The sequence below is a fragment of the Shewanella sp. SM21 genome, from assembly GCF_025654335.1.
Lineage (GTDB): Bacteria > Pseudomonadota > Gammaproteobacteria > Enterobacterales > Shewanellaceae > Shewanella > Shewanella oncorhynchi.
Window position 1 is genome coordinate 55,347 of record NZ_JAKKRL010000015.1, and the last position, 13,708, is coordinate 69,054.

The window sequence follows — 13,708 nt, forward strand, 5'->3', positions numbered from 1 at the left end:
TAAGACCACAAAATTGTTGATAAGATATCGTTAGGCTGAAAGCGTGGTTAACTGTGAGTGTTATTACAACCAGCCTTTTTGCTTGGCAATGCGGGCTGCATCGATTCGATTACTGGCATTGAGTTTGGCTATGGCTTCTGAGAGGTAGTTGCGAACAGTCCCTTCGGCGATAAAAAGAGTTTCGGCGATGTCGGAGGTGGATTTGCCTTCGCTAGCGAGACGAAGAGCGCGGCGTTCTTTGTCGTTGAGCGGGTCGACATCGCCAATCGCCATCATGGCAAGTTCAGGATCGATCACTCGTTTTCCCGCCATTACTTGTTGAATCGCGTTGACTAAGGTTTCCGAGGGCGCATCTTTAAGCAGAAAGCCGCCCACACCCGCTTCGATGGCACGTTTAATATAGCCCGCACGGCCGAAGGTGGTAATGACCACTATCTTGGTTTGGCTATGTTGCTCCTTTAACCATGTGGCCAGCTCTAAGCCTGTGCGGCCGGGCATTTCGATATCCGTTAGCAAGAGATCAAAGCTTTGCTGTTTGAGTAAGCTTAGAGCTTCGTCACCGTCACTCGCTTGGGTGATACTAAAACCCCCTGCAAGCGTAAGGAGTGCGGCGAGTGCTCCTCGCACCATAGCTTGATCTTCCGCCAATAAAATCTTCATTAATGTGTTGCTCCCTGCAAAGGTAAACTGACGGTAAAGGTATATCCCTGTTCGAGATTATAGCTCAAGCTGCCGCCTAAACTGTCGAGACGCTCGCGTATACCAGTGAGGCCATTACCTTCTATAAAAGGTTTGGCCGCGGCATTGTCTTTGACTTCTAGCAGCAGGCGGTCTGATTGCTTAGAAAAGTGGATAGAGCATTCACTTGCACCGCTATGGCGAAGAATATTATTAATGAGTTCGGTGAGGATCAAACTCAGTTGGCTTTCTGTGGTTGCACCTAGCTTGGGTAGCTCACCACTGAGCTCGACACTTAAGCCTTTATCCCTTAAGGATTTACAAAGCTGCGTCACGCAACTCTCTAGACCCTTGTGTTTGTAGTCTGACACTGTGTGGCGGATCTGGCTTAAACTTTCCCTCGCAATTTGTCCTAGCTCAATCAATTGGGTTGATGCGAGTTCATATTCTTGTTTTGCGATAAGCTTTTCGGCTAGCTCGGCCTTAAGGGCGATGGAAGAAAGGCTATGCCCCATAATGTCGTGTAGATCCCGCGCGATACGTTCACGCTCAAGCATAGTGGCCAAGGTGGTAATTTCTTGGGCACTTTGCTGTTCTTTCAATTTATGCCGATAACGTCTGCGTTCGGCGACACCAAACATGCCCACGCCGAGCACTAATCCCGAGCCGTAAAGCGGAAAGTAGTAACTGTTAAAGTGGTAAATCTCATTGAGGGCAAACAACAGGCCGATGAGGGCTGCAATAGCCAACAGACAGGTCCGGAGAGGATAAAAAAAGCCAATGAAGAAGGCGGCAAAGGTAAATAGCGAGATAGAGCCTGGGTTGATTGGTGTGATCGCTATTGCTATGACCACCATAATGAGAATGGGCAGATAGGCGCTACGGCTATTGCACTTATAGGTCCAAAAATAACTGGCAATAAAAGGGATTAACACGGCAAAACTGAGGGCGATTTTCCAGCTTGGATAGGGATTTATGGCAAGTGGGATCAGATAAAACACTAAGTTTATCAAATACACCCAAGCAAGTTTTCGTTCGAGCTGAAGGGGAGTGCTTATCATGATGCCTCTGTGTCACTGAGTTGGTTGTTGAATGCCCACCGATGGCATCTGTTTTAATTTATTCTTTTTAGGGATTGGCGCTATCGTCAGCGCCATAGATCCCCGTTAACAACTTTGTCTATTTTGCACTTAATTGCTGATTTTGTTGAAGCAAAAATTTTGCCCAACCATAATCTGCTTGTACTTTGATCGCTTGTTGCCAATCTTCAATCGCGCCTTGGCTATCGCCTAATTCCTGTTTAGCGAGCCCGCGCCACGTGTAGGCTTCGGCTTCACCCCAGCAAATGTTGTCGCAAGGCTGGGCGAATCTTTCTATGGCTGTAGTGGCTAAGGTCTTAGCATTTTGCATGCTGCCGCCAAATATGGCTGGCGTGTTATAGGCGGCGATGGCTTTAACAAGCGCTACCCGTGGATTTTGTGGTTCTAATTGTTCGGCACTGGCAATCGCCTTGGCGGATTTCATGCCGAGCGTTGCACCTTTGCTATTGTCTAAGGCGATTTGCATGCCATAAACCGACGATAATAGCGCGAGGGATTCTGCATTCGCTTGGCTGGTTTCGAGTGCTTCTAATGTGGTTTGCGCTGCACTCAGTGCGCTGCTAGCGAGTGTTTTCTGCCCCATTACATTGGCACTGATGGCTAAGCGATAGTTCGCATAGGCTTTATCATAATCTTGAGTGCTACCGCTCAGTTGTTGTAATTGCGTTAGATTCATCGCATTCGAGGCCGCGTCTACATTGGTGATGTTAGTGTTTGATGGCGTTGCTGCAAACGAGTGAGTACTGATAAGCAAAAAGCTGGAGGCGAGGAGTAATGTTTTCATGGTATTTCCTTATTGAGTGAGTTTCCCAATGTTTGGGTACGGGCTCATTATCAGAAATTCGATAGAAGAAGTGCAGACACAAAGGTCATGGCTTTGGCATGACAAATGTCATCAGTTGAGTTGTGTGCTTATATTTTTTATGAGGTGTGCTTTAAAGAAAGTGCGTGATGAATAAAGTGGACAATACCTAGAGAGCAAAACACCGGAGAGGCCCCGGTGTTTTTTTATCGCAAATGATCAGCTAAGTGTTAAACCACAGCTTGAGTGCTTGCTTGGTTTATTAGGTAGCCCAAGTAACCTAAGTAGCACAGTAGTAATACTGAACCTTCGCGGCGGCCAATACGAAATCCTGTCCAAGCGAAAGGTAAAATCATGATGGCAAATGCCAACATCACGATGAAATCAAAGGGTTGGAAGCCAAGTGATGATACCGGCTGTACTATTGCAGTAATACCTAAAATACCCAAAATATTGAATATGTTAGAACCGACAACGTTACCTATGGCTATGTCACTCTGACCTTTCAGTGCTGCGAGAACAGAAGTTACTAACTCTGGCATACTGGTACCAATCGCCACGATCGTTAGGCCGATAATGACTTCACTGATACCGAAGGTCTTGGCTAAATCTACCGCGCCGTTGACAAACAAAATACCGCCACCGACTAACATACCAATACCGACTAAGATAAATAGGGCTGAAAGTAGCGGATTATTTGGACCTGCTTCAATCTCTTCCTCTTCATTACCATTTTTCGAGCTGATGTAACTAAAGGCTAAATAACCGAACAGTAGTGACAGTAATATCACACCGTCAATTAGGCTGAGCTCGCCATCTAACAAGAGTGCCCAGAACAACATAGAAGCCAATATCATCAAAGGGATATCACGCTTTACGACTTGAGATTGCACTTGAATAGGGCGGATAAGTGCCGTGATGGCTAAAATCAAACCTATGTTAGCAATGTTAGAGCCAATAACGTTACCTAAGGCGATACCGCTGTTTCCTGCTAGAGCAGATTTTACACTCACAGCCAGTTCTGGTGCACTAGTACCAAAGGCAACAATAGTTAAGCCTATGATAAGTGGCGTAATACCTAAACGTAGAGCGATTGAACTCGCGCCACGAACTAGGGCTTCAGCGCCTAAGGTTAAAATAATAAAACCGCCAATAATCGATAGTGTAATTAGCATCGTTAGACTCTGTTAAACCTAATATTGAATGGAAAAGTACAAGGGAATTGCCCCTTGGCCGACTGGCGCACATGATACGTGGTTTTATCGGATTTTGACAGAATATGTCATAAAAAAGCACACCCTAGGCGTGCTTAGTTTTAGCTGATGACCATACTCGCCAACTGATTGTTTGGCCTAGTTATTTTTGAGTTAATTCATCTTCCCAGCGGACTTGGGCGCCACGAATGCCGTCAACTCGTTCGCTAAAGGCTTTTTCAAGCACATGGCGTTTGATTTTGAGGGTAGGCGTGAGCGCATCATTCTCAATCGTCCAAGGATCACTGACCACGACAATCGCATCGACATGTTCGTGTGACTCTAAGTGCGGATTAACGCTATCGAGTGTCGCTTTGAGTGAGGTGCGGACTTCTTCACGGGCTTGTAGATTGGCCCCTTCGGATAACTGCACTAGTGCGACTGGATGTGGCAGACCAGAGCCAATCACACAAATCAGTTCAACATGGGGATCCTGCGCCAATTTACGTTCGATAGGCACGGGCGCTACATATTTGCCCTTGGCGGTTTTAAAGTTGTCTTTCACTCGGCCAGTAATAGTGACACAACCATCGGCATCGATGGAGCACAAATCGCCTGTGTGGAAGAAACCATCAGCATCGAATGCCGCTGCAGTAGCTTCAGGCTGCAGATAATAAGCTGTCATTAATCCCGGGCTCTTGAGCAGTAGCTCACCATCCTCGCCTTGGCGGATCTGGCAATCCTCAACTGGGCGGCCAACAGTACCAATTTTACGCGCATCAAAAGGATAGTTGATGATCGAATAGGCACAGTTTTCTGTCATACCCCAAGCTTCGCAGATATTAAGACCAATACTGTGATACCAGTGGATCAGTGATGGCGGAATAGGTGCCGAGCCAGAGCCGAGTAGACGACAATGGTTCAAGCCTAAACCCTTATGGATTTTGTATTTCACAAAGCTGCTAAGCAGTGGGATTTTCAGCAATAGATTAAGTTTACTGACCCCAATTTTGTCGATAATGTTTTTCTGAAACAGGCTCCATAACCGTGGTACCGAGAAGAATACCGTTGGTTTTGCCCGTTGAACATCGACAACGAAGGAGTCGAGACTTTCAACGAAAGCCACCACACTACCTGAGTAGAAGGATGAGCCTTCAATCGCAACGCGCTCTGTGATGTGGGCTAAGGGTAAATAGGATAAAAGTCTATCGTCGCCATCGGTGCGCAGGTCACGGACGACCGCTTGGCAAGTCCAGCCATAGCTGGCGAAGGTTTGAATCGCGCCCTTAGGTTGGCCAGTCGAGCCAGAGGTATAGATGAGTGTCATCACTTGATCTGGAGTAGGAAGTGGGGCGTTAACTAAGGGGTAGCCTAGCTTAAGTAATTGTTCCCATTGATATTGTGCTGGCATCGTATCATAAGGCATGGCAAGGCGTAGTAGCTCGCCGCCGACACCAGCCTCTTGGTCAGCCCAATGGTCAAGTTTGCCGAGAAAAATGGCTTTTGCGCCACTGTGTTGCAGCACATAGCGAATAGTATCTGTGTTGGCGGTAGGGTAAATAGGTACGCTGACATAGCCGCCGTGCATCAACGCGAGGTCGGTGATAAACCATTCGGCACAGTTTTTAGAGAGAACGGCAATTTTATCACCACGCTCTAAGCCTAAGTGATGTAAGGCTCCGGCAAGTTGTTGAACTTTTTCTTGAACTTCAGCCCAAGTAAAATCAAGGAATTGACCCTTGATCGGTTGGCGTAAATAGACTTGGTCCCCCTGAGTATTAGCCCAGTGCGCCAGCATTTCAATTGGCGTCTTAATCGCTGTATCCATTGGCAATTCCCTGTTATTTATTGTTCTTTTGGCTGTACCCAGTATGGCGAGTTTTGTGAGCTCGCGCAAATAGTTTACAAGATTGTAAAATATGAGAATGGAGCGCAAAGCCTACAAGTTGAGTGTTATACCAATCGTATTAAATATCTGTTCATTCAGCGGGAGTTCAACGCGCTTTAGACAAGGCGAAGGCTTGAAGGCATAGTGGTGCTCTGTCGAAAGCCTTAAACGCAGTATAAAGCGCGTTGCCATGTAGTGAACATCAGCCGCCCTTCGGGAGCCACACAGGCATCCCACTCCGGTGTTGCATTGACTTAAAAGGGAATAACCATTTCTGCGTCAATGCGCCTTGGATTGAAATGCCTGTGAGGCTCTGAACTGATTAGATATTTAATGTGATTGGTATGAAAGCAAGATGAAGAGAGTGGCGAGCGGAGTGTTGGATTGTGTTGGCAACAAAAAGGCGCCGTAGCGCCTTTTCGTTTATAGAAGGTGAAATGCTAGCGCTTACAGCTCCATCACACCGTCCATTTCAACTTGAGAATCCTTCGGCAATTGCTTCACGCCGATAGCAGCACGGGCTGGGTATGGCTGGCTGAAGTAACGGCTCATGATTTCATTTACTTTAGCGAAGTGGCTTAAATCAATCAGGAAGATGTTGAGCTTAACGATATCGTTGATTGAACCACCCGCAGCAGTACAAACCGCCGTTAGGTTTTCAAATACTTGCACGACTTGTGCTTCAAAATCATCGCTGACAATTTGCATTGTGCTTGGCACGAGCGGGATCTGGCCAGATAAATACACTGTGCTGCCGATTTTAACCGCTTGTGAATACGTGCCTATGGCCGCTGGGGCGTTTTCGGTCGCTATGATGATTTTTTCTGCCATGACGCTCTCTCTAGTGTTGAGTTAATTAACGATTACGGGATGTGCGCAGTACTTCGGGTAGTACCCTAATTCGGCGCATCACGTTGGCTAAATGGATCCTGTCTTTCACCGAAATCCGCAGGTTGATCAAATACACGCGACCATCGCGTTCTTCAGTGCTGAGGTTGTGAATGTTTGAACCTTCGGCGGCAATGATCGAGGTGATCTTCGCCAGTGCACCTTGGTGGTTAACAATTTCCACCCGCAGATTGGCTTGGTAATCAACGCCTTCAACATTATCCCATTGTACGGGAATATATTTGTCTGGCTCGCCTTGATAACCACGAATATTGGCGCAGTTTTCCATGTGTACCACTAAGCCCTTACCTTGGCTCACGTGGGCTATCACGGCATCACCTGGGATGGGGCGGCAACAGTTAGCAAAGGTAACGAGCATGCCTTCGGCGCCACGAATTGGCATCATGTGGCCGTCGCGACTCTCTTGATTCTCAAGATTATCGCCAATCAAACGCTGGGCGATAACAATACTCATGGCATTGCCAAGGCCGATGTCGGCGAGCAGCGAATCGAGCGTGGTATGTTTAGTATCGCGGATCACTTTTTCAATCTGCTCAGGCGCAATGCTATCGAGTTTAGTTTTGCCTAGCGCATGGTTGAGCAGGCGGCGACCGAGTGCAATCGCATCATCACCTTTAAGGCTTTTCAGCACTTGGCGGATTTTAGCGCGAGCCTTGCCAGTCACCACAAAGTTTAACCAAGCGGCATTCGGACGCGCGCCTTTGGCGGTAATGATTTCAACGGTTTGGCCTGAAATTAACGGTTGGCTAAGCGGATACGCTTGGCGGTTAACGCGGGCTCCGACGCAAGTATTACCCACGTCCGTATGCACTTCGTAGGCAAAGTCTACCGCGGTTGCATTCACGGGCAATTCCAGAATGCGACCTTCAGGGGTGAACACATAAATCTCTTCAGGGAAGAGTTCAGTCTTCACGTTTTCAACGAATTCGAATGAGGTGCTGGCGCTTTGTTGTAATTCCAACAAGCTTTGCATCCACTTACGGGCACGCACTTGAGTCGTCGTGCCTTGGCCTGTTTGCGCCCCGCCTTTGTAGGCCCAGTGTGCAGCTACCCCTTTGTCGGCCATCTGATCCATATCTTCGGTACGAATTTGGATCTCAACGGGCACGCCATGTGGACCAAATAAAGAGGTATGGAGTGACTGATAACCGTTGGCTTTAGGGATAGCGATATAATCTTTGAAACGACCGGGACGAGGCTTATAAAGTCCATGCATGGCACCGAGTACGCGATAACAAGTGTCGATGGAATCGACTATCACCCTAAAGGCGTAGATATCCATCACTTCTTGGAATTGCAGTTCTTTACTCTGCATCTTGTTATAGATGGAGTAGAGGTTTTTCTCGCGACCTTTGACTTTCCCTGGAATACCCGCATCGTTTAAGCGCGTATACACAGCGGCTTCAATGCCTTGGATCAATTCTTTGCGATTCCCACGGGCGGCTTTAACGACTTCTTTAAGCACCCGATATCGCATGGGATAATAAGCTTGGAAACCTAAGTCTTCTAACTCGGTCTTGATGTTATGGATACCGAGACGGTTAGCGATGGGCGCGTAGATTTCTAAGGTTTCGCGGGCGATACGGCGACGTTTGTCGGGACGCAGTGCGCCTAAAGTACGCATGTTGTGGGTTCTATCGGCAAGCTTGATGAGGATAACGCGGATATCCTGCGTCATCGCCATCATCATTTTACGGAAGTTTTCAGCCTGGGCTTCTTTCTTGTCGCGAAATTTAAGCTTATCGAGTTTTGACACGCCTTCGACGAGTTCGGCCACCGCGACACCGAATAGTTCGGCTAAATCGTCTTTGGTGACATGGGTATCTTCGATAGTGTCGTGGAGCAGTGCTGCCATCAGCGTCTCATGATCAAGACGCATGTCAGCAAGGATGCGGGCAACCGCAACCGGATGAGTAATATAAGGTTCGCCACTCGTGCGCATTTGCCCTTCGTGGGCATCGCGCGCAATCTGGTACGCCTGCTTGAGCAATTCTACCTGTTCAGGTTCTAAGTAACCGGAAGCAGACTCCTTTAGACCTTCAAACAGATACAAGTGGCAGCTCTCCTTTTACCTAAATAGGTTTTTACTCAAAAACTATAATGAACGACCTTCAGCAATGGCTGCAACCGCTGCAATTTCAGCTGCTTCACGTTCACGCACCGTTTGACGCTCATCGGCATCTAAGGTGTGAGCATTAACTAAACCTAGTTCGATTTCACGCAGGGCGATAACCGTGGGTTTGTCGTTCATCTCTTCAACCATAGGGTCTTTACCCTGCACGGCGATTTGGCGAGCACGACGCGCCGCAACCAAGATCATATCAAAACGGTTGCCGATTTGTTCTACGGCGTCTTCTACAGTTACGCGAGCCATGTGTTGAAACTCCAGTTTATCTAGGGAAAAAATGACGCAAAATTGTACACTATGACAGCTATCCTGCCAACAGATCGTGAAGCATATCATTTTGCGCGTGGATCTGACTAGCACCTGTTAAGCGCTGACTGCGAATGATGGCACGCAAATCGGCTAAGGCAGTGTCAAAATCGTCGTTGACGATAATAAAATCATATTCTTTATAGTGGGACATTTCCGATACGGCTTGTGCCATACGGCTGGCGATAACATCGCTACTGTCTTGTCCGCGACCAGTGAGGCGGCGCTCTAGCTCGGCTTTAGAGGGTGGTAGAATAAACACACCAACGGCCTCTGGCATCACGGCTTTAACTTGTTCGGCACCTTGCCAGTCGATATCGAGGAAAACATCGATACCTTGGGTGAGCGTATGCTCGATCACATGGCGCGAGGTACCATAGTAATTGCCGAACACTTCTGCCCATTCAAAAAAGGCATTTTCAGCAATTAAGGCTTTGAATTGCTCAACATTAACGAAGTGATAGTGTTGACCATCAACTTCGCCTGGGCGTGGTGCGCGGGTGGTATGAGATACCGAAACCTGCATGTCGGCTGGCTTGTCTTTAAGCAAGGCTGAAATCAACGAGGATTTACCTGCGCCACTTGGCGCCGACACAATAAATAAATTTCCGCGTGCGGTCATGAGCTAAATATCCAATGGGTTAACGCAAGAAGGGCCCAGAAAGCCGAGTATTATACCGATTTTGACCATAGAAATACTAGGGCTTGTTGGCTGGCAATTTAAGCCTATTTTAGATTTACTTCGATATTATGTGCATTTTTATCCGACTTGGGTCGTAGGCACTGACAATTGCGGGTAAATTGGTTACGCTCGTGCGAATAAGGCAATGAGTGTCTTTTTGTATCTCGTTTTTATAACAATAAAGGAAGGGTCGTGCTGTTAAAATCTCTTTTCTGCCTTCACGGGCGTGATTCTCGTCCCCGTTTTGTCGCAATCAGTGTTGGCGTTTACGTCTGTATTGCATTTGCAGCCGCTGCTTTTGGGGCTAATTTTCTGATGTATTTGCTGGCATTGTTGGGTCTACCTTTATTAGGGCTCACCAGTTTGCGTCGTTTGGCCGATGCCGATAAGTCAAAAGGCTTGATTGGCGTATTTCTATTGCCGTTAATAATTTTCATCGGCCTGCTAGCGGCCGGTGTGCATATTGCCTTAATTGGATTGAGTTTAGTGTTAGCCGCGGGACTGACATTTTGGGGCTGGCGCTTTCCTGCACCAACGATAGTGGATTATCGCTACGGTTATTTCGGTCCTGAGCTGGATGCACCAACATCACAGGCAATGCCTAGGCGCCGTGTGGAACCGACTATCGTTCCTAAAACCATAGATCCTAAAATAGTAGATCCTAACACTATAGACCCTAAAGCCATGGCATCTAAAACTGCCATAGATCCTAACATCATTGACCCTAAACCTATTGTTGCTCAAGACGTTGCCGTAAGACAATCGGCAAAATCTACCTCTCATATTCAAGCACAACCTCAAGCTGAAAGGCGTGAGCCGCATGTTGAGCAGCTTCATGCCCAAACCATTAGCGCTGAGACTGTGTCTGAGCCAGAGGTCGATTTGTCTACCCATGTTGAATCTGTTTTAACATCGCCGAGGGTTGAGCCGAGTGTTAGCGCGGCGGAGGCAGAGCGAGAGGCGTTGCGTCAAGATGAGCTGCGCTTTGATGCGTTAACTCGAATGACGCAGAATCCTGCCGATTTTGTGATACCAGGCAGCCATGCAGATTTCCGTCCCGCTAATACTAGCCGCGTTGAACAGACCCACATTGAGTTGGTCGATGTCGATGTGGACAATGTTAATTTGAAACATGTCGACTTTACTGCGGCGCAATTAGATCCTGCCGAGCGTAGTGCTGAACCCGGTTGGCGTTTTACCGCCGAAGAAGATGACGAGCCTGACAGCTTTAACGATAGAGATCATGCCGAAGAAGTGCGTCAGCGCCGCGCCGAAGCAAAAGATTCTGGTTCGATGACTGAGCTATTTCGCGGTTTATTTGAGTTTTTGGCGCCACTAAAGCGTTTCTTGGTGTTGCCTAAGATTAAACTGCCGAAAGTGGAACGCCGTTATTGGCGCCCAGCAGGAATTGGCTGTGGTGTGGTGCTATTGATTGCCTTGGTGTGGGGACTTTGGCCAAATGGTGATGCAGAGACGGGTGATGGTGCAGAAGTTGTCACAGTTAACGCGATTGCGCCCTATGCGGGTGAGCGGGTGACGCTCGCGTTACCGGACGGTTTTTCTGTGGCGCTGGAGGATGACATCTTGATCATGCGTTGGCTCGGTGAGAAAGGTAAAGCACAAAACCTGTGGTCCTTAGCGACGGCAAAGGGAGATAAAACTTGCAGCGTCTTATCCTTTAACAATGGCACTGACTATCGCCCTGTGACTGTGGATCTGAAAGCGGATTCCGCTTCAGAGGCGCGATTCTCACCACTCGATACTCAGGCCATCATTATTGATCTCGCTCGTCGAGGTAATATTAGCCTGTGTGGTTATAAGTTCAGTCTTAAGGGCAGCCAAGCGATATTGGAACAAAATCGCACCTTTGGCGATTATATTGCTCGTTAAAAAAGTCTGCAGCTAAGTCGATAAAAATTCTGCTTAAATGCTAGTCACAATTAGAGGGGTAGATTACACTTTTGCTCCTCTTTTTCTCAAACCGTACTTTAGGTTGTTTAGGTCGCTGCGGTTTGGGGGAACACCTTTAAATTTGAACTGAATATATCAATCCAGCATGAATACAGAATTGACCTTAGTCATTATGGCTGCGGGGCTAGGTAGTCGCTTCGGCGGCGATAAGCAATTGGCGGCACTCGGCCCCGCGGGTGAACCCATGTTGGTGCTATCAATCATGTCGGCCATTCGCAGTGGTTTTCAGCGTGCTGTGCTGGTGATCCGCCCAGAGTTAGAAAGTGAATTAACTGAGATCCTGACACGATTTTTGCCAGTCGATTTTGAATATCATTTTTGCTATCAAGTCTTAACGGATTTACCCGAAGCGGCGCAGTTGGCGGATCTTAGCCATAGGCTTAAACCTTGGGGTACGGCCCATGCACTCTGGAGTGCGCGCTATCTCGTTAAAGGGCCAATGGCCGTTATCAATGCAGATGATTTTTATGGTGATAGCGCTTTTGCTTCCTTAGCCAAAGGCTTAAGCACTAGGCCAACCGAGTGGATGATGGTGGCCTATCCCATAGAACTCACATTGTCGGAACACGGTGGCGTTAATCGTGGTTTGTGTCAGGTTGAAAATGGTCAGCTTAAATCGGTCGCCGAATGGCTCAATATCGCCGAGCAAGCTGGCCACTTAATGGGTGATGGCCCGCAGGGTCATGCTAATTTGCCGGCGCAGTCCTTGGTCTCTATGACATGCTGGGGCTTCTCCCCAAACATATTTGATGTTATTAAACGTGAATTAACCGAATTTATCGGGCAACAGGGTCAACAACCTAAGTCTGAATGCTATTTACCCGCCATAGTACAAGCGGGAATTGAGCAAGGTTTGCCTGTGTATGTCGATGTTGCCTGTGAGCCATGGCTTGGCGTGACTTATCCGCAGGACACTGTCTGGGTAAAACAAAAATTAACGGAGTTATTGAGTGATTAAACTCATCAGGCAGTCAGTGTTGCCTCATTTTGGTATTGAATCTGCCGAGGCGAAAATTTCTGCCCTCGGTAATGGCCACATCAATGACACCCTTTTAGTGCGATGGCCTGCGGGCGAATTGGTATTGCAGCGAATTAACACTGAGGTATTTAAAACACCCAACGCTTTGGTCTGCAATGCCGATAAAATTAGCCATCATTTATGCGCTAAGTCATTACAGCAACAATACGGCCTTAAAGTCGTTAGCCCATGTTTAACCCAAGAGGGTGAGCTGGCTATCGATTTAGGCGAGCAAGGATTTTGGCGTGCGATCAGTTACTTGCCCCATAGTCTTAGCATTGAAGTGGTTAAGTCGGAACAAGAAGCGGAAATGGCGGCCAAGGCCTTTGGGCATTTTGCCTCTGCCTTGAGTGATTTTGATGCGACAGAGCTTGAAGATGTGATCCCCCAATTTCACCATTTACCGGGACGCATGGCCTTACTAAAGCAGGCCGCTGAACTCGATAGTCAGCATCGCTTAGCGCTCTGCCGTCATTGGGTCGATTACGCGTTATCTCAGCAGGCTTTGCTGGATGAACTTGCAGAAATATCGCCAAAGCTGCCGCTACGAATTTGTCATAACGACACTAAAATCAATAACATGCTTTTCGATAAACGCGACATGTCCAGCATGGCGATTATCGATTTAGATACCTGCATGAAAGGTCATCTGATGTATGACTTTGGTGATATGGTCCGCACCTTCTGCTCGCCAGAGGAAGAAGACTCAACGGCTTTGGATAAAGTCCAAGTGCGCCAAGATATCTTCGCCGCGATTTGCCGTGGCTACTTGAGCGAGTTGGGTGACGTTTTAACGGAAGACGAAAAGCGCAGTCTGTGGCTCGGTGCTCGGGTGATTTGTTTGATGATAGGTGTTCGTTTTTTAACGGATTATCTTAATGGTGATGTGTATTTCCATATCCACCGCGAAGGCCATAATTTAGACCGCGCCGCGAACCAGTTTACCTTGTACCAAAGCTTGCTCGACCAAGAGGCTGTGCTTAAAGCTAATTTTTAATTCAGCGCTTGGATATCTGTACATTGGTATCTGTGT

The 13,708-nt window shown here is 47.6% G+C and carries 12 protein-coding genes; 3 read left to right on the top strand and 9 right to left on the bottom strand.

Features of this window, described 5'->3' with window-relative positions:
- Positions 1-63: 63 nt before the first annotated feature.
- From L5L94_RS18175 to gmk, 9 genes are all read right to left on the bottom strand, one after another.
- A complete protein-coding gene (locus L5L94_RS18175) occupies positions 64-660 on the bottom strand; it encodes a DNA-binding response regulator (RefSeq protein ID WP_113941110.1) in 597 nt (198 codons plus the stop codon).
- Complete coding sequence (locus tag L5L94_RS18180) at positions 660-1,739, bottom strand: sensor histidine kinase (protein ID WP_263164398.1); 1,080 nt, start codon at positions 1,737-1,739, stop codon at positions 660-662. Before L5L94_RS18180 ends, L5L94_RS18175 begins: the two co-directional genes overlap by 1 nt.
- A gap of 118 nt (positions 1,740-1,857) precedes the next feature.
- Positions 1,858-2,562 (bottom strand): hypothetical protein, encoded by a 705-nt coding sequence (locus tag L5L94_RS18185; protein WP_263164399.1) that lies wholly within the window; start codon positions 2,560-2,562, stop codon positions 1,858-1,860.
- 248 nt (positions 2,563-2,810) lie between these two features.
- Entirely contained in the window at positions 2,811-3,755 is a 945-nt protein-coding gene (locus L5L94_RS18190; RefSeq protein WP_105251158.1) for a calcium/sodium antiporter, read from the bottom strand.
- 181 nt (positions 3,756-3,936) lie between these two features.
- On the bottom strand, positions 3,937-5,601 hold the full coding sequence (locus L5L94_RS18195; RefSeq protein WP_212600293.1) for an AMP-binding protein: 1,665 nt from the start codon (positions 5,599-5,601) through the stop codon (positions 3,937-3,939).
- A 507-nt stretch (positions 5,602-6,108) separates the two neighbouring features.
- On the bottom strand, positions 6,109-6,492 hold the full coding sequence (locus L5L94_RS18200) for a RidA family protein (RefSeq protein ID WP_263164401.1): 384 nt from the start codon (positions 6,490-6,492) through the stop codon (positions 6,109-6,111).
- Between the two features lie 25 nt (positions 6,493-6,517).
- Positions 6,518-8,623 carry a bifunctional GTP diphosphokinase/guanosine-3',5'-bis pyrophosphate 3'-pyrophosphohydrolase gene (gene spoT / locus L5L94_RS18205; RefSeq protein ID WP_105251161.1) on the bottom strand — a complete coding sequence of 702 codons (2,106 nt, stop codon included), beginning with the start codon at positions 8,621-8,623 and terminating at the stop codon, positions 6,518-6,520.
- A gap of 42 nt (positions 8,624-8,665) precedes the next feature.
- On the bottom strand, positions 8,666-8,944 hold the full coding sequence (rpoZ, locus tag L5L94_RS18210; RefSeq protein WP_007651394.1) for a DNA-directed RNA polymerase subunit omega: 279 nt from the start codon (positions 8,942-8,944) through the stop codon (positions 8,666-8,668).
- 58 nt (positions 8,945-9,002) lie between these two features.
- A complete protein-coding gene (gene gmk, locus L5L94_RS18215; protein ID WP_105251162.1) occupies positions 9,003-9,626 on the bottom strand; it encodes a guanylate kinase in 624 nt (207 codons plus the stop codon).
- 252 nt (positions 9,627-9,878) lie between these two features.
- Here gmk and L5L94_RS18220 point away from each other — a divergent pair, with 252 nt between their 5' ends.
- The 3 genes from L5L94_RS18220 to L5L94_RS18230 all read left to right on the top strand — a co-directional run bounded on the left by L5L94_RS18220 (position 9,879) and on the right by L5L94_RS18230 (position 13,672).
- On the top strand, positions 9,879-11,576 hold the full coding sequence (locus tag L5L94_RS18220; protein ID WP_263164402.1) for a hypothetical protein: 1,698 nt from the start codon (positions 9,879-9,881) through the stop codon (positions 11,574-11,576).
- Between the two features lie 166 nt (positions 11,577-11,742).
- Positions 11,743-12,615, top strand: coding sequence for an NDP-sugar synthase (locus tag L5L94_RS18225; RefSeq protein WP_263164404.1), 873 nt, complete (start codon positions 11,743-11,745; stop codon positions 12,613-12,615).
- Complete coding sequence (locus L5L94_RS18230; protein WP_168826533.1) at positions 12,608-13,672, top strand: phosphotransferase enzyme family protein; 1,065 nt, start codon at positions 12,608-12,610, stop codon at positions 13,670-13,672. The genes L5L94_RS18225 and L5L94_RS18230 overlap by 8 nt, the downstream gene beginning before the upstream one ends.
- Positions 13,673-13,708: the final 36 nt, after the last annotated feature.

Excerpts from the sequence above, each read along its gene's own strand:
- L5L94_RS18175 (WP_113941110.1), bottom strand. The coding sequence starts at position 660 with ATGAAGATTTTATTGGCGGAAGATCAAGCTATGGTGCGAGGAGCACTC.
- L5L94_RS18180 (WP_263164398.1), bottom strand. The coding sequence starts at position 1,739 with ATGATAAGCACTCCCCTTCAGCTCGAACGAAAACTTGCTTGGGTGTAT.
- L5L94_RS18185 (WP_263164399.1), bottom strand. The coding sequence starts at position 2,562 with ATGAAAACATTACTCCTCGCCTCCAGCTTTTTGCTTATCAGTACTCAC.
- L5L94_RS18190 (WP_105251158.1), bottom strand. The coding sequence starts at position 3,755 with ATGCTAATTACACTATCGATTATTGGCGGTTTTATTATTTTAACCTTA.
- L5L94_RS18195 (WP_212600293.1), bottom strand. The coding sequence starts at position 5,601 with ATGGATACAGCGATTAAGACGCCAATTGAAATGCTGGCGCACTGGGCT.
- L5L94_RS18200 (WP_263164401.1), bottom strand. The coding sequence starts at position 6,492 with ATGGCAGAAAAAATCATCATAGCGACCGAAAACGCCCCAGCGGCCATA.
- rpoZ (WP_007651394.1), bottom strand. The coding sequence starts at position 8,944 with ATGGCTCGCGTAACTGTAGAAGACGCCGTAGAACAAATCGGCAACCGT.
- gmk (WP_105251162.1), bottom strand. The coding sequence starts at position 9,626 with ATGACCGCACGCGGAAATTTATTTATTGTGTCGGCGCCAAGTGGCGCA.
- L5L94_RS18225 (WP_263164404.1), top strand. The coding sequence starts at position 11,743 with ATGAATACAGAATTGACCTTAGTCATTATGGCTGCGGGGCTAGGTAGT.